Raw genomic sequence first — 15263 nt, 5'->3', positions numbered from 1 at the left:
CCTACGCAGCGACTCTGCCCCGAGGCAAACCGCTGGTCTGTGCGACGAGACCACTGGATGACTCCGTGGCGCCGATGACGACCACAAGGCCGAGTGGCCGGCATACTCGCAAGTCAAAAGCCGTTTGCACACAACCTCGGCCGACTGTATATGTGGCGACGTTGGAGCTTCGGCTCGAAGCGCGAATCGAGACACAAAAAGGGCCGCTTGCAGGCGGCCCCTTCATCGCCGTCAGGCGTGCTAGTCGATAAGCCCGAGCTGCAAATAGCCACCATACCAGCTTGAGCCGCCGATCATGACCGTCAACTTCGTGCCTTGAAGCCCAAAGGATACAGAGCTGGGTTCGACAATGTGGCGCAGGCCAAGAGGCGCATTCCCGCCAGCGCTGGCCAGGGTGAGCGATGCTGACTTGCTGGTACCGTCAAAGCTGAAGCCCGTCGCCGTCAGGGTGCTGACGCCGATGTCGTACTTGCTCCAGTTCCCTGACATGTCCCCACCGCGGGAAGTGACTGCGTTCCAAACGTTGCTTTCAGGCAGCGCAACACTGAATACGTGGCTCGACGGATTGGACAACACCGAGCCGGACTCGAGGAGGATCTTCTGATTTCCCGTCGGCACAACGCCAAAGATGCGGATGTCGGTCGCGTCCAAGTCGTTGATGAACCGCCAATGGCCCTCTGCATCTGCGATGCCGGTGTACGTCGCGATGGTCCCAGCACAGGTGCTGATGCGCGAGATGGTGACGGTCTCGTTGCACACCAGCAGCTTCGTTCCGCCACCGAGGACCCTGATCTGCCCGACTCGATAGCTCATGCTTGGCGGAGCGTTCACGCCAGTACCTTCTGTGAGCGTCAGGCGGGCGATGTTGTAGTCGCCGTCCAGGTCAGCTTGCTGAGTGACCAGCGCGGTCGACTTCGCAGCCACGAACGGCTCAAACATCTTGCTGGCGCCCATGTTCGGGAACTGTGTCGAAACCAGATACTCACCGACCAGGACGTCACCGCTCACACGACGTGTCGACCACCACGTCGTATGACCGAGCAAACGCCGGATGCCCGAACTGCTCCCGAGCATGCCGGAGGCTCGGTCTTCACGCAGGGCTTCCCGGTGCTCAAGGGTGTCAAGGGGAGCCTGTATGCCGACCAGGCAAAGCGGACGAGCAGACAACACATCAACGCATTCCTGCAGTTCCGCTTCATCGCGGAGCACCGTATCAAGGATGATCTCGAAATCCGTGTCGACGAGTCGTCGCAGCGTGGACTGGAGGTTCTCGCAGTGAATGCGATATGCGCGGCGCTGCTCATCAGGACTGCGCATGTCGCGACGCCTGGACATCGTCACGAATGCATCCAACGTCACGTGAAACGATGGAACTGGAGCGCAATCCTGAAGAGCTGCCGCAATGCTCGATTTTCCTGCGCTGGTCGGTCCATGCAGAACGATGGCGGAGGGCTGCATAGCTCTCCTTGATTCCACGTGACACCGGCCCTTCAGTCGCGTTCGAGAATCGGCCACCCCGCCTGCAGCGCCAGCGCGCGCAGCCGCGCGTCCGGGCAGACCGCCACCGGATCCGAGACGGCGCCCAGCAGCGGCAGGTCGCTGATCGAGTCGGAATAGAACCACGATCGCTCGAGTGCCTCGAACGAGAGGCCCCGTGTTTCCAGAAAGCACTTCACGTGCATCAGCTTGTGCTCCCCGAAGCACGGATCGCCTTCGATCGCGCCGTCGAGCGCCTCGTTCACCACCAGCGACCGGGTCGCCAGCACGTCGGCGACGCCGAACAGCCGGCCGAAGGGCTCGGCGATGAGCCAGGTGGTGGCGGTCACGATCGCGCAGAGGTGCCCCGCTTGCTGGTGCCCGCGCACCAGCGCGCGCATGGTCTCGGGCACCCGCGGCGCCATCTCGGCTTCGAACTCGCTTGCCCACTGCCGCAGCACGGCAACGCCGAAGCGCGCCAGGGGTGCGACGCTGACCTGGTGCAGCTCGCGAATGTCCAGCGTGCCCGCCGCGTACTGCTTGCAATAGTCGAGATAGACCGACTCGGCATCCGCGGGAAGAACACCGCGCGCGACCAGGAAGCGCGTCCACGCCATGCCGCTGTCGAACGGGATCAGCGTGTGGTCGAGGTCGAAGAGCGCCAGCTTCATTGCGCGACGGTGAGGGGACGCGCGCCTCAGGCGGCCGAAACCTCGTTCGCATGGCGCTCGAGCTGCGCCGGCAGCGCGCCGCGCAGCGCGTTGCACACCACGAGCGCCTGCGCCGCTTCCAGGTCCTCCCGGCGCAGCGTGCGCTCGGCGGCCTGCCACGCGGGGTCTTCGAGCAGGACCTCGCGCATCACGCCGGGCAGCGCGCCGTCGGCGACCGGGGGCGTCCACCAGCGCCCGTCGATGCGCGCGAACAGCGTGCTGCGGCCGCCCTCGGAGACCCGGCCGTCGGCCGTGAAGAACAGCGAGTCGAAGGCACCTGCGCTTTCGGCGGCGCGCACGCCGGCGTCGTAGTGCGCGCGCAAGGTGGTCTTGTATGCGGCCAGGGGGTTCGCTTCGGGCAAGCGCTCGGCGGCGATCAGCAGCTTTACCGGGCCGGGAGCCAGGGGCGGCAGCGGCGCGTGCGTCAGGCCCAGCCGCCCGTCGTGCGCCAGCGCCAGGCGCAGGCGCGAGGGCCGGCCCGGCGCGAGTGCCGGCAGTGCCGTGCGCAAGGCCGCAAGCGCCGCGTCGCGGTCGAAGGCGAAGCCCAGGGCCCGGGCACTGCGCGCCAACCGCGCCAGGTGGCGCTCCAGGTGCCGGATGCCTTCCGGGTCGGCGTGCATGGTTTCGAACAGCTCGAAGCCGGGATCGAGGCCGGTGAGAAAGCGGGCCTTGAGCCGGCATTCCTCGAACTCGTCGGCGGCGCGGCTGTCCTGCACGATGCCGGCCCCGATGCCGATCCGCAGGGGCCGCAGCCCATCGACCTCGGTGCCGAGCGTGAGCGTGCGGATCGCCACCGACAGGCAGAAGTCGCCGATGCGCGCACCTTGCGCTGGCGCATCGACCCAGCCGATGGCGCCGCAGTAGAGCCCGCGCGGCGTGCTCTCCAGCGCTGCGATCCATTCCATCGTGCGGTGCTTGGGCGCGCCGGTGATGGAACCGCAGGGGAAGACCGCGCGCAGCAGCTCGGGCATGCCGACTTCGCGTCGCAGCGTCGCCTGCACGGTCGAGGTCATCTGGAACACCGTGGCGTAGGACTCGACGGCGAACAGCGTCGGCACCTTCACGGAGCCGATGCGCGCCACGCGACCGATGTCGTTGCGCAGCAGGTCGACGATCATCACGTTCTCGGCCCGGTTCTTGGCGTCCACCGACAGCAGGCGCGCCATCTCGCTGTCGCCCTCGGGCACGCCGGCACGCGCGGCCGTGCCTTTCATGGGACGCGCGGTCAGCACGCCGGCGTCATGGCGCAGGAAGAGCTCGGGCGAGCACGAGAGCACGTGCGTGATGGCGGCTTCGGCCGGCTCCTCGCCTTGCGGCAAGGCGATTAGCGCGCCGTAGGCCACCGGCTGGCGCGCGCGCAGCCGCCGGTAGAGGCTCACCGGCGAGCCGTAGCTTCGGCCGTGCAGCCGGTAGGTGAAGTTGACCTGGTAGGTCTCGCCCTTGCCGATGGCTTCGTGGATGCGTGCGATCGCATCGGTGAAGGCTGCCTCGTCGACGCTGGGCACGAGGTCCATCACACCGGCCGCCCCTGGCTCGCACCGCGTGCCCTGCTCGCGCTCCGCCAGCCAGGCGTCGACCTCATCGGCCGAGAGCCTCGTGCAGTGCTGGAACATCGAGACGCGCAATGCCGAAGCATCGTCCGGTGCGAGCCGCGCCTGCCCGGCCTGCAGCAGCTTGGCACCCCATTCGTAGTCGCCCAGGAGCACCGCCTGCAGGCCCTGCCGCAGGTCGGCATCGACCTGGGCCCACACGGTGTCGAGTCGCGCCGCGTCGCTGCACCGATGCTCGCGAACGAAGCCGCTGTACAGCCGGCTGGTCGGCCGCTGCGGTGTCGAAGCACAGTCGTCGAGCAACGCGAAGGCGGGCATTCAGCTCCAGTCGTCCATGTCGTGCTTGATCCGGTGGCGATTGGCGATCAGTTCGTCCACCGACGGTTCGTCGTCGAGCGCGCGCCGGATCGCGAGCTTGGTGGCCTCGTAGTTGGTGCGGTACATGTCTTTCTTGTCGAGATTGTCATCCTTGGCGCAGCGCGGATCGATCCACACCAGGCTGATGATGCACAGCTCGGTGGCCAGCTCCCTGGGAATGATGCCCTCGATCAGGCAATCGACCACGGCGTCGGCCGTTGCGCTCTGCACCACCCCGCCGAAGAGCTCGATGTTGGCCGTGTCCTTGAGCGTGACCTTCGGCACCATGATGGTCGCCGGCCGCACGAGCTGGTTGCAGGCGCGGATCGCGAACATTGCGGTATGGCCCTTGCTCTGCGCCAACATGCCGGCAAAGGCGATGCCGACCGGCCCGTCGGCCAGGCCGATCAGGATCTCCGGCATGGCATCGGTGAACTGGCCTTCCTTTGCGAACACGGTGGCTTCGCCGGCATGGAAGAGATAGGAATGCGTCACGGGAACTCCAATGGTTGAACAAGCCGCGGGCAACTAAGACGGCCGTGCGGCTCATGGATTCACGAAGATCAGCTCACCCTTGCCGTCGGCGGAGAGATCGCCCAGGTGGCGTTCGATGCGGCTCGCCGGCAGTTCGCCGAAGACGCCGCCATGGCGCGCCAGGTCGCGCGCCAGCAAGGCCCAGAACACCGGCGTCGCGGCCCGGTTCGGCACGAAGGTCGGCATCGACCTGACGTCCGCCGCCACGGTTGCTCCGGGTGCGGCGAACACCACGCTGCCGCGGCGCATGCCATGCCCCGCATGCGCGCCGACGCGCCCGCCTGCGGCGATGGTGCCCGCGACCATGCGCGAGCCGAGGAAATCCCCGGCGTCGCCATGAAGCACGGCGGTGCCTCGGCGCATGCGGTCGCCGAAGCGATCGCCCGCGTTGCCGCGCACGACGAAGGTGCCGCCGCGCATGCCGTCCATGCTGCCCGGCAAGGTGCTGGCGGCGAAGTCGCCGACATCGCCTTCGACGGTGAGCGTGCCGCCCGCCATTTCGCAGGCGGCGAGCAGGCCCGCGCGGCCCTCGATGTGCAGCTCGCCTGCGCGCATGCAGCCGCCGGCGTAGTGGCCGGCATGGCCTTCGATGCGGATGCGGCCGGTGTCCATCTGCCAGGCGATGTGGTCGAAGCGCTCGAGGTTGCCTTCGAAGTGGAGCGTGTCTTTCTCGTGCGAGGTGATGTCGAAGAGCTCTGCGAGTGGCAGGGTGGTGTTGCCGTGGGCGACTGGGAGGCGTTCGATCTGCTCGAGCGGGAGGTTGGCCAGGGTGGTGGGGGTGATGGATCGCAGGTCGACGCGCAGTGCGGGCGGGTGACGAAGGCGGAGGTGCCAGCCGGTCATTGGATGGCCTCCGTGTTCTGCAATTCGTCGAGGGCTTTGGAGCCTTCGCGTTCCTGGATGGTGTTGCTCCCTCTCCCTCCCGGGGAGGGTTGGGGTGGGGGCACTCTGGTTGTCGAGTCGTACTGTGTGCTTGGTTTGAGTCCGGAGCCGGGAATTCGCCCCGGCGGGCGAGTCACTTTCTTTGTCTCGCCAAAGAAAGTAACCAAAGAAAGGCGACCCCACTGCGCGTGACCCTCCGCTTCGCTACGGGCAACCTGCGGTGCTCGCTTTTCGCGGGGTCCGCGCAAACTCGCCTTCGGCTCAAACACGCGCGGCCCTTTTTCCGCGAAAAGCTGCGCTCCTCGGCACGCGCAGAGGGGATCTGAACTCCAACGCGCCGTGGCGCGTCCTTGTGTGGTGTGCAGGTTGGCGTGAGCTTCGGGTCTTCGCTCACGTTGGCTCTCGCGCACACGCGCACGCGCACGCAGTTGCAGTAGCAGTCGGACACGCTCGTGCTTGTGCTCGTAGCCATGCTCATGCTCACGTCCGAGCGCACACGCATGCACCTGTTCCAGGCCTCGCGCAGCGAGGCCGCTGGTGGCCGAGCGAAGCAATGGCCCGACCTCTCCCCAATCCCCTCTGCGCGCGCCGAGGAGCGCAGCTTCAGGCGGAAAAAGGGCCGCGCGTGTTTGAGCGAAGCGAGTTTGCGCGGACCCCGCCTGAAGCGAGCACCGCAGGTTGCCCGTAGCGAAGCGGAGGGTCACGCGCAGTGGGGTCGCCTTTCTTTGGTTACTTTCTTTGGCGAGACAAAGAAAGTAACTCGCCCGCCGGGGCGAATTCCCGGCTCCGCACTCCAACCAAGCGCACCGTACCAATCGACAGCCAGAGTGCCCCCACCCCAACCCACCGCAGGGACAGGAAGCAAGACCACGTCTCATGACACTCCCTCCCCCGCCAGCAGCCGATGCAAGTGAAAGTGAAACGGCCCCAGCTTGCCCCCGTAGTTCCCAGCCGAAACACGCAGCAGCCCTCCTTCCCGCCCGATCTCCACAGCCGCCTCCATCCCCATCCGCATGGCATCCCCCACATCACCCTCGGTCAGCCCGTCGATCACGATCTCCATCACACAGCCAACCTGCCCTCCCGCCAACTCGCTGCGTGTCACCAGCCCAACAAGGCTCGGACAAAAGGCATCGTTGGTCGACGCGCTCAGGTTCGCATAGCGGCTGCCGACCTTCGACCCCGACCGCACCACGCCTCCAGGAAAGGGCATGACGACATTGGGCAGCCGTCTCATCGCCGCGACCGCGGCCTCGGACACGGCCAGCGCCGCATCGGTGTCGCGCGCGAGAAAGAGCAGGTTGCCCCCGCCCACCGCCTTCACCACCGGCGTGTCCTCCTGCGCGACGAACTCGCCGTCCATCACCGGCACGCGCCAGTAGCGGACACCGTCGATCACCTTGGAGATCTGCCAGCCGTCGCCGAAGAAGCGCAGGTTCTTGCCCAACGCGGCCGCATCGCTGCTGCCGCCGGCGCCCGGCGGCAGGCCGGCGAAGACGGCGGTGGTCGGGCAGGTCAGCACGCACTGCCCGACGCGGCGTTCGATCTGCTTGGCGAGCTCCTTGCCGGACATCGAGAAGATCAGCACGCTCACGCCCGGGCGGCCATCCGGCGTTTCCTCGGAACCGATCTCGCGCTCGATGCCGGCCTCGCAGCCGCAGGCGATGACCGAGGTCGCGAAGCCGGTGGCCGACACCGCAGCGTGGCGCGCCCACGCGATGTTGTGCGCGGTGATGACGATGCGGGTGGCCTTCATCGGAAAGGCCTCCGCGAAGGTGTCGTCGATGAGGACGCCGTTGCGTTCCGCCGCGCCCTCGCTCACGCCGCCTCCTGGAAGCAGGCCGCCGGCAACAGGCGCCCGCCGTGGCAGCACTGGCACAGCTCGTCGTGGCCGATCGCGAGGTGATCGAAGTTGACGGAGCCCTGCTCGGCCAGGTGCCGGCGCAGCCGCTGCTCGATGCCGCGGTCGTACGCCGGCGCGACGAAGTGGGTGCCGCCCACCGGCGCAGCCATCACGCGCCCGCCGCGCGAGACCAGGACACCGTCCTTGAACACGTAGGCCGGGGTGGCGAACATGGCCTCCCGGTTGCTGTCCTCGCGGTAGATCGCGATGTCGGCTGCCGCGCCGGCGCCCAGGTGGCCGCGGTCGCGCAGGCCCAGCAGCCGCGCAGGACCGGCGCGCGTCATGATGGCGATCTCGTAGAGCGACAGCTCGCGCGTGATCGAGCGCAGCGCGGCATTGGCGGCCACTTCAGGGTGCAGCTTGGCGAGCTGCTCCTCGCGAAAGCTTCGGTCCATCAGCAGCCGGATCAGGTGCGGATAGCTGGTGAAGGGCCCGCCATTGGGATGATCGGTGGTCAGCACCACGCGCCACGGATCGTCCACCAGCAGGAAGATCTCCAGGCCGATGACCCACTGCAGCGCATTCACGTAGCTCTGCTCGCGGTAGCGGAACGGCACCACGCCGCAGCCCGCTTCGCATTCGATGTCGGCGCCGATCCATTTGCGCGGATGCGCCATGCCCGATTGCGCATGCTGGCGCATGGTGTCGCCCGACGCCGTGACGGTCTGGCCGAACATGATCTGGCCGACGTCGATGCTGACGTTCTTGTGCGCATTCACCGCCTCCGCGAGCTGCAGGGCGGCGGAGGAGAACTTCTTCGGCCCCTCGACCCCGTAGGCATGGAACTGGATGTGCGTCAGGTGCCCGGGCAAGCCCTCCAGCGCAGCGATGGTGTCCAGCGTCGACTGGATGTTGCCGGCAACGCCGAGGTTGCTGCCGTGGATGTGCAGCGGATGCGGCACACCCAGTTCGCGCAACGCGCGCGCCAGCGTGTGCACCACCTGCCTGGGCGTGACCTGCCAGTGCACGTGCTTCTCGTCGACGTCGAGCTTGCGCTGGTTGAACTTGAAGGCCGAGATGCCGCCGGGGTTCACCACCTTCACACCCAACGCCTTGCTGGCGTTGAGGGTCCAGCCCGCGTAGTCGCGGATGCGCTCGAAATCCCAGCGCTCGGCCAGCATGCGCAGGAACAGCTCGTCGTTGCCGAGCATCACGTACGCGCCATGGTCGAGGATCGGCGTGTCCCCCATCTCCATGTGCGTGTGGCGCGCGTTGCAGGCCATCATGGCCGGCTCGAAGGCGGCCGTGTAGCCCATCTCGACGTAGCGGTACCCGGTGGCCAGCGTGCCGGGCGTGCAGGTGCCGCAGGAGGCCAGCTCGAGCGCGTTGTCAGGCAACGCGAGCGGGTTCGCGTTCGACCGGTGGTCCTCCGGCATCAGCATGCGTGCCAGGTTGACCTTGCCGCCGCCGATGTGGGTGTGCATGTCGATGCCGCCGGCCATCACGATGCAGCCGCTCGCATCGATCTCCTCGGCAGCGGCGCCCTGCGGCGGCGCCTCGACGATGCGGCCATCGCGCACATGGAGATCGCGCACCTCGTCGCGTCCGTTCGCCGGATCGATGATGCGGCCGCCGCGCAGGCAAAGGCTTGTCATTGCACCAGCTCCCCGCTCGATGCACGAACGGCCTGCGTCAACCGGCTCACGATCCCGGCCACGCTGGGCAGCCCGTCGTCGTACAGCCGCCGCAACGGCAGCAGGACCGAGCCGTCGGTGCGGAAAAGATGGCCGCCGGAGCCGATGCCCGGGGTGGACACCGGAATGAACACCTGTCCGCGCGAGCGGGCCTGCGCTTCCTGCGGCAACTGCATCCGCGGGTGGCCCAGCACGATGCACGGCAGGTCGGGCGCTGGCGGCGCGGGTGGCGCGGGTGGTGCGGGCTGAGGGCCGAAACTAGACACCCACAGCAGCAGGTCCACGGCACCGTCTGCCAGCAAACGCTGCGCATCGAAGCACAGGGGCTCGTGCTCCAGGCCCATCGGCCCGGCGCGCGAACGCAGCGGCAGGCCGGAGAGCCAGGCGAAGACCTGGTTGACGGTGCCTGCACCGTCGTCACCGCCCAGCGCCAGCGAGGCCGCGCGCGTGCCGCGGTTGAGGGTGGCGACGATGCGCTGAATGCCCTCGACGATCAGCGCGCCCTGCGCGGGCAGGCGGCCCGTTTCGTAGACCAGCACGGCGTAGCGCGCCGCGCGCAGACGCTCGGCCAGCGCTGCGAGCTCGGCCGGCACGCGCCCGTCGTCCGCGGCGAGGCGGCCGGCCACGAGCGCGGCGAGCAGCGCCACGGTGTCGAACAAATCGCCGTGAAGCGGCAGAACCTCGGTGCGCGCGCCCTCGGGCTCGCCCACGCCGCAGCGGCGGAAGAATTCAGGGTAGCGCGGCGTCGGGTCGCCGGTCATGCAGACGATCAGGTCGGCCCGGGTCCTCACCTCCGCGAGCGTGGTCGAGAAGCCGCCGTGGTCCTGCAGCGCGCGCAGGCCGTGCATCAGCGCCGCTCCGCCGGCCGGGTCGCAGATGGCGCCCGTCCTGCAGGCCAGCGCATAGAGCGCCCGCGCGCCCGCGACATCGGTGCCGAGCCCGCCGAACAAGGGCTGCCGGCTGGCTGCGAGCAAGGATGCAGCTGCCGCAACCGCTGTATCGAGATCGCAGTCGCGGCCGTCCACCCGTGGCCGCTCGGTTGCGGGGGCGCCGTCGAACGCCGCCAGCGCGGTGTGCGCCCTCGGGCACTCGCTGCCGGTCAGCGTGGGCGGCATGCCGGGCGGCCCGAGCGTCACGCCGAAGCTGTCGCACAGCAGGGGGCAAAAAGGACAGGTCCACGGGGCCTGGCCGGGCTGGGCGGTTGCTTCGACTGGCGTCATGGACGGGCAGCCACGCAAAGCACGTGCCATTCATCCAACAGGCGCGCCGCGCCTCGATCGGGCCCGACGACAAGCGCGTTATGAGACAGAGTGTTGCGGTTTCGGGCGTTCCGGCGTGCGCCGGCACGCGCTCGCCGCGTGGACCTCGGGCCGTTTCCGGGATGGCACGGTTCGTGTGTGCAGCGCGCTCATGGCATGCGCCCGAACCCTCCTCCTTCCTGCGCTTTCGGCTCAGCGCCGAATCCGCGGCAGTTGCAGGTCGTGCAGCGCGCTGGCCACCAACCAGGCATCGGCGCCCGCCGCGGCGGCGCGCGCCAGGTCGTCCTCGCTGCGGATGCCGCCGGCGCCGATCAGCATGGCGTCCGGTGCCAGGCGGCGCACCTCCTGCAAGGTGTCCAGGTCCGGCCCGGCGCCGGAGCCGACGCGTTCGAGCGTCATCACGATCAGCCGCTTGGGCCACAGCGCCACCGCATCCCAGCAGCCGGCGGCGTCGAGGCGCTGGCCATCGCGCCGGTCCAGCGACAGCGCGGCCCGGAGCCCGTCTTCATTCGCGCCGTCGCCGAAGCAGCGCTCCAGCGCCTCGCGCGAGCGCAGCGATTCGCTGCCGTACACGAGAACGATGCGCGATGCGAAAGGCGCGAGCCGGCTGCGCAATGCCTGCCCGGCCGATGCATCCGCCAGGCCCGCGTCCAGCCACAGTTCGATCCCGGGCAGGGCCTCCAGCAGTTCGGCCAGCACCGCGACCTGCGTGGCCCCGCCCTGCAGGGCGTCGAGGTCGGCCACGTACAACTGCCGCGCCGCACAGTGATCGCACAGGATGCGCGCCACCGTCACCGGATCGCTGCTGCCACACAGCGCCGACACGATCGGCCGGTACGCCTGCCGGTCGCCGCGCACGGCACGCACCACCTGGCCTTGCAGCAGGTCGACGACGGGGATCAGGTTCAATTCGGAGATCATGGGCAAGCACCCGAAGAAGGATGGAAATGACGACACGCGTATTCGTTTACGAGTATCTCAGCGGCGGGGGCTGGACCGAGCACGGCGACGACGCGGCCGCCGACGAGCTGCTGCCGCTGGGGCTGTCGATGCGCGATGCCATGGTCGCGGACCTGATGCGCGTTCGCGATTGTTCGGTGTCGGCGGCCACGTGTGTCCCCGTGAACACCCTGCCCGCACGCGCCGCGCCGCTGCGTCCGCTCGCGGGCGAATCGGCCTTCGCCTTCGTCGCGCGGCAGAGTGCGCTGCATGACCTGGTCTGGCTGGTCGCACCCGAGACCGACGGCCTGCTGGCGCGCTTCCAGCGCACGGTGGGCGACGCGCGCTGGCTGGGCTGCAGCGTAGAGGCCATCGAACTCGCCTCCGGCAAGCGGGCCACGCTCGCGCACCTGGCTGCGCACGGCGTGACGACGCCGCTGGCCTTCGAGCATGCGCCCGGGATCGAGCGCTGGGTGGTCAAGCCCGACGACGGCGCGGGCGGCGTCGCGACCCGCGTGCACGACCGGCACGCGGCTGCCCTCGAGGACCAATCCCGACGTGCGAGCGCAGGCGCGGCGGTCACGCTCGAGCCCTGGGTCGAAGGCGAGGCCTTGAGCCTCTCGCTCCTGTGCAAGCCGCAGCATGCCGAGATGCTGAGCATCAACCGCCAGCGCATCGCGATCGATGCGCTGGGCCGGCTTTGCTTCGAAGGCGTCACGGTCGATGCGCTGGGCCGCAACGATCCGCGAGCGGGCCCGCTGGCGGCCCTGGCTGGGCAGGTGGCACGTGCCATGCCGGGCCTGCAGGGCTTCGCCGGCATCGACCTGGTCTGGCATCCGCAGCGCGGGCCGGTGGTGATCGAGGTCAACCCGCGCGTCACGTGCGCCTATGTCGGGCTCTCGGCGGCGCTGGGGCGCAACCTGGCGGCCGAACTGGTCGCGAGCCGCCTGCAAGGCAGCACCCAGGATCGGGATCTTGCGCGTGCCGACGCCTGAACGCACCACCATCGGGTGGGACATCGGCGGCGCCCACGTCAAGGCCTGCCTGCTGCAGCGCGGCGAGGTGGTCGACGTGGCGCAGTGGGCATGCCCGCTCTGGCAAGGCCTCGATCACCTGGTGGGCGCACTGCAGGCCGCGCGGACGCGCTGGCCCGGTCTCGAAGCTGCGCAGCATGCCGTGACCATGACGGGCGAGATGGTCGATCTCTTCCCCGACCGTGAAGCCGGCGTGCAAGGCATTGCCACGGCGCTGGCCGCATCGCTTCCGGTGGGGCCGGATGCGCTGCATTTCTTTGCCGGCGACGCGGGCTGGTGCGCGGCCACCGATGTGGCGCGGCAGTGGGCGAGCATCGCCTCCGCCAACTGGCTTGCCACGGCGCGGCATGCAGCGCTCATGCTTGGCGAGGGCGTGCTGGTCGACATCGGCAGCACGACCACCGACCTGATCGCGTTCGGCAACGCCCGCGTGCTGACCGCGAGCCGCAGCGACGCCGAGCGCCTGGTGAGCGGCGAGCTCGCCTACCACGGCGTGGTGCGCACCCCCCTGTGCGCGCTGACCCAGCGCATCACCTGGCGCGGCCACGCGCGCCACGTGATGAACGAATTCTTCGCCACGACGGCCGACGTCTACCGGCTCTGCGGCGAGCTCGATCCGGCGCACGACCTGTATCCGAGCGCCGACAACGCAGCCAAGAGCCAGGCGGCAACCTGCCAGCGCCTCGCGCGCATGGTGGGGCTCGACGAGCGCGACGCCACGCCTGACGAATGGCTCGACCTGGCGCGGGCCTGGCGCGGCGCCCAGCTCGAAGCGCTGGCCGCGCAGTTGCGTCGCGTGCTGGCCGCGCATGCGCTTTCGGAGCGCGCGGTGATCGTCGGCGCAGGCTGCGGCGCCTTCCTGGTGCCCGAGCTTGCAGCCGCAGCCGCCGAAGCCGCACCGCGCCGGCTGGCGGCCTATGGCGGCGATGTCGCAAGCGTGGCGCGCCATGCAGCGGCGGGAACGGCCGGCTGGGCGCAGGTGTGCGCGCCGAGCGTCGCGGTGGCGGCGCTGTTCGAACGGGAGCACGACTGATGTGGGTGGTCAAGATCGGCGGCAGTCTCTGCGGCGACCCGGTGCTGCTGCAGTGGCTGGATCTGCTCACGCAGCTCGGCGGCGGCCGCGTAACGATCGTCTGCGGCGGCGGCAGCTTCGCCGATGAAGTGCGGCGCGTTCAGGCGCACTGGGAGTTCGACGACCTGGCCGCCCACAACATGGCCGTGCTCGCCATGGCGCAGACCGCCTACCAGCTGCACGCGCTGAACCCCGCACTTCAGCTGGCCGCGCGCCGCACCGACATCCCCGACCTGCTGCACCAGGGAAAGACCGCGCTGTGGCTGCCGCTGGAGCTCAGGCGCGACCAGCCGGACGCACGAACCGGCTGGGACACCACCTCCGACACCATCGCGCTGGACCTGGCGAAGCATCTCAATGCCGAGCAGCTGGTGATGGTGAAGTCCTGCGCCATCGACCCGGCGCTGACGCTGGCCGAGCTGGGCGACAGCGGCGTGCTCGACCCCGGGTTCGCCCAGCTGTCCGACGACGTGGCCTTCCCGATCACGTTGCTGCACAAGAACCAGGTGGCCGCGATGCGCGCACTGCTGCTGGGTGAAGCCAACTACGCGGTGCGCTGAGCGCCGGCGCAGCTGATCAGGCAGGTGCAGGCTCGACGGCGGCCTGCCCGTGCAGCAGCCCGGCCAAGGCCGCCAGGCGCTCGGGACACAGCGCGGTCTTGCGGTCGCCGATGCAGACGGCGCTGCGAAAGCCCGCGAAATCGGGCGCCAGTGCAAGCACCGAAGGCAGGTGCATCGTGCGCAGCGCGCCCGCCAGCCCGACCAGCCGGCCCGAGGTACGCACCTGCGCCACGAAGCGGCGAAGCTCCACCAGCGGCACCGCATCGAACAGGCTGCCGGCCTGCTTGTCGGCCGTGTCGACCATCAACGCCGGAAAGGCAAGGCCGCAGCAGGCATGCGCGACCAGCGCCGGATCCAGCCCGCGGTCGGCGACGAAGACCGGCACCACCGGCCAGCCGCCTTCCGCCAGCGCGTCGAGCACTGCAAAGGCCTCGGGCCCGCGCTCGATGCCGACCTTGACGTAGTCGACGCCGCAGGCATCGACCGCCTCGACCTGGGCCAGGATGCGCGGCAGCGCGTGCATCGGCAGGTCGCCGATGGTTGCGCTCACCGGCCGCGCGATGGCCTGCGCACGCAAGGCAGCGACGACAGTGGCGATGGTCGCCACCGGCAAGCCGCCCAGCGCGCCCTCGCCGGGCTCCTTCAGGTCGATGAAGTCCGCCCCGCCGGCGGCCGCGATCAGGGCCTCCGGCACGCTGCGGACACTCACCAGCATGCGCGTCGTCGTCATGCGCGCTCCTGCGTGCGCGCCTTGTGCTGCGCAACCGCGGCACGCAGCCACTCCCAGGCTTCGCGCTCCTCGGGGCCGGCGGTCTTGTCGATCGCGATCTGCAGATAGCTCATCTCGGTTTCCACTTTCTCGGATGCCAGCATATGCAGGCGGCTGACCAGCACCGCCCCTTCGATCACCGCAGCCTGGGCGCGGTTGAAGCCGGCGAAGGCTGCGTGCGTGGCCTCGTGCACGGCCCGCATGCGCAACACCGGCCGCTGCGCGTCGTCGCGGCGCTCGGCCAGCTCCAGTTCGACATGGCGAAGCGCACAGGCGAGCCGCACGCCTTCGATGCGTTCGGCCGCCTGCGTGGGCCAGGCCTTGCGCCCCGTCACGCAGCCGGCGAAAACGCGGGTGTCGCACACGATGTTGAGCACCGCACGGCCCGTCGCCACGATGTTGTCGTGCGTGGTCGACGGCTTGAACGGCATCAGCACGATGCCGCCTTCCTGGTAGCGCACGCCCATCGGCGCCACGTGCGCCTGCCCGCCTGGCGCCACGGTGGTCACGACGGCTTCGAAGATCTGGTCGTTCATGGGCGTGCTCATAAGAGTACCTTCGCCTGCGGCTGCGGTGCTATTCGC

The 15263-nt window shown here is 69.2% G+C and carries 14 protein-coding genes; 3 read left to right on the top strand and 11 right to left on the bottom strand.

Going from position 1 to position 15263, the window contains the following annotated elements; genetic code table 11:
- Window positions 1–240: 240 nt before the first annotated feature.
- The 9 genes from ACMGEZ_RS12455 to ACMGEZ_RS12415 form a co-directional block, all read right to left on the bottom strand.
- Window positions 241–1458, bottom strand: a complete 1218-nt coding sequence (locus tag ACMGEZ_RS12455; RefSeq protein ID WP_436822563.1) for a phosphotransferase-like protein — start codon at window positions 1456–1458, stop codon at window positions 241–243.
- Window positions 1459–1490: 32 nt separating this feature from the next.
- Window positions 1491–2147, bottom strand: a complete 657-nt coding sequence (locus tag ACMGEZ_RS12450; protein WP_436822562.1) for an HAD family hydrolase — start codon at window positions 2145–2147, stop codon at window positions 1491–1493.
- 26 nt (window positions 2148–2173) lie between these two features.
- Complete coding sequence (locus tag ACMGEZ_RS12445) at window positions 2174–4054, bottom strand: chorismate-binding protein (protein ID WP_436822561.1); 1881 nt, start codon at window positions 4052–4054, stop codon at window positions 2174–2176.
- Entirely contained in the window at window positions 4055–4588 is a 534-nt protein-coding gene (fae, locus tag ACMGEZ_RS12440; RefSeq protein ID WP_436822560.1) for a formaldehyde-activating enzyme, read from the bottom strand.
- 51 nt (window positions 4589–4639) lie between these two features.
- Complete coding sequence (locus ACMGEZ_RS12435; protein ID WP_436822559.1) at window positions 4640–5470, bottom strand: formylmethanofuran dehydrogenase subunit C; 831 nt, start codon at window positions 5468–5470, stop codon at window positions 4640–4642.
- Window positions 5471–6383: 913 nt separating this feature from the next.
- A complete protein-coding gene (gene fhcD / locus ACMGEZ_RS12430; protein WP_436822558.1) occupies window positions 6384–7331 on the bottom strand; it encodes a formylmethanofuran--tetrahydromethanopterin N-formyltransferase in 948 nt (315 codons plus the stop codon).
- A complete protein-coding gene (locus ACMGEZ_RS12425; RefSeq protein ID WP_436822557.1) occupies window positions 7328–9007 on the bottom strand; it encodes a formylmethanofuran dehydrogenase subunit A in 1680 nt (559 codons plus the stop codon). The genes fhcD and ACMGEZ_RS12425 overlap by 4 nt, the downstream gene beginning before the upstream one ends.
- Complete coding sequence (locus ACMGEZ_RS12420) at window positions 9004–10266, bottom strand: molybdopterin-binding domain-containing protein (protein ID WP_436822556.1); 1263 nt, start codon at window positions 10264–10266, stop codon at window positions 9004–9006. Before ACMGEZ_RS12420 ends, ACMGEZ_RS12425 begins: the two co-directional genes overlap by 4 nt.
- 231 nt (window positions 10267–10497) lie before the next feature.
- On the bottom strand, window positions 10498–11226 hold the full coding sequence (locus ACMGEZ_RS12415) for a HisA/HisF-related TIM barrel protein (RefSeq protein ID WP_436822555.1): 729 nt from the start codon (window positions 11224–11226) through the stop codon (window positions 10498–10500).
- Window positions 11227–11252: 26 nt separating this feature from the next.
- On the opposite strand from ACMGEZ_RS12415, the gene ACMGEZ_RS12410 reads away from it, so the two are divergent.
- The 3 genes from ACMGEZ_RS12410 to ACMGEZ_RS12400 are packed head-to-tail and all read left to right on the top strand — an operon-like array spanning window position 11253 to window position 13910.
- Window positions 11253–12239, top strand: coding sequence for an ATP-grasp domain-containing protein (locus ACMGEZ_RS12410; protein WP_436822554.1), 987 nt, complete (start codon window positions 11253–11255; stop codon window positions 12237–12239).
- Window positions 12226–13311 (top strand): hydantoinase/oxoprolinase family protein, encoded by a 1086-nt coding sequence (locus ACMGEZ_RS12405; protein WP_436822553.1) that lies wholly within the window; start codon window positions 12226–12228, stop codon window positions 13309–13311. Before ACMGEZ_RS12410 ends, ACMGEZ_RS12405 begins: the two co-directional genes overlap by 14 nt.
- Window positions 13311–13910, top strand: coding sequence for an amino acid kinase family protein (locus ACMGEZ_RS12400; RefSeq protein ID WP_436822552.1), 600 nt, complete (start codon window positions 13311–13313; stop codon window positions 13908–13910). Before ACMGEZ_RS12405 ends, ACMGEZ_RS12400 begins: the two co-directional genes overlap by 1 nt.
- 16 nt (window positions 13911–13926) lie before the next feature.
- On the opposite strand, the gene ACMGEZ_RS12395 is transcribed toward ACMGEZ_RS12400, so the two are convergent.
- Window positions 13927–14640 carry a (5-formylfuran-3-yl)methyl phosphate synthase gene (locus ACMGEZ_RS12395; RefSeq protein ID WP_436822551.1) on the bottom strand — a complete coding sequence of 238 codons (714 nt, stop codon included), beginning with the start codon at window positions 14638–14640 and terminating at the stop codon, window positions 13927–13929.
- Window positions 14637–15215, bottom strand: a complete 579-nt coding sequence (locus ACMGEZ_RS12390; protein ID WP_436822585.1) for a DUF447 domain-containing protein — start codon at window positions 15213–15215, stop codon at window positions 14637–14639. The genes ACMGEZ_RS12395 and ACMGEZ_RS12390 overlap by 4 nt, the downstream gene beginning before the upstream one ends.
- Window positions 15216–15263 lie beyond the last annotated feature (48 nt).

Origin of the sequence: Variovorax stachyos, from assembly GCF_051400855.1 — a bacterium.
GTDB lineage: Bacteria > Pseudomonadota > Gammaproteobacteria > Burkholderiales > Burkholderiaceae_C > Variovorax.
Note: the sequence above shows the minus strand (reverse complement) of the source record. Positions and strands in the feature narration are given on the sequence as shown.

Coding starts and splice junctions, on each gene's coding strand:
- ACMGEZ_RS12455 (WP_436822563.1), bottom strand. CDS start 1,458: ATGCAGCCCTCCGCCATCGTTCTGCATGGACCGACCAGCGCAGGAAAA.
- ACMGEZ_RS12450 (WP_436822562.1), bottom strand. CDS start 2,147: ATGAAGCTGGCGCTCTTCGACCTCGACCACACGCTGATCCCGTTCGAC.
- ACMGEZ_RS12445 (WP_436822561.1), bottom strand. CDS start 4,054: ATGCCCGCCTTCGCGTTGCTCGACGACTGTGCTTCGACACCGCAGCGG.
- ACMGEZ_RS12435 (WP_436822559.1), bottom strand. CDS start 5,470: ATGACCGGCTGGCACCTCCGCCTTCGTCACCCGCCCGCACTGCGCGTC.
- ACMGEZ_RS12425 (WP_436822557.1), bottom strand. CDS start 9,007: ATGACAAGCCTTTGCCTGCGCGGCGGCCGCATCATCGATCCGGCGAAC.
- ACMGEZ_RS12420 (WP_436822556.1), bottom strand. CDS start 10,266: ATGACGCCAGTCGAAGCAACCGCCCAGCCCGGCCAGGCCCCGTGGACC.
- ACMGEZ_RS12415 (WP_436822555.1), bottom strand. CDS start 11,226: ATGATCTCCGAATTGAACCTGATCCCCGTCGTCGACCTGCTGCAAGGC.
- ACMGEZ_RS12410 (WP_436822554.1), top strand. CDS start 11,253: ATGACGACACGCGTATTCGTTTACGAGTATCTCAGCGGCGGGGGCTGG.
- ACMGEZ_RS12400 (WP_436822552.1), top strand. CDS start 13,311: ATGTGGGTGGTCAAGATCGGCGGCAGTCTCTGCGGCGACCCGGTGCTG.
- ACMGEZ_RS12395 (WP_436822551.1), bottom strand. CDS start 14,640: ATGACGACGACGCGCATGCTGGTGAGTGTCCGCAGCGTGCCGGAGGCC.
- ACMGEZ_RS12390 (WP_436822585.1), bottom strand. CDS start 15,215: ATGAACGACCAGATCTTCGAAGCCGTCGTGACCACCGTGGCGCCAGGC.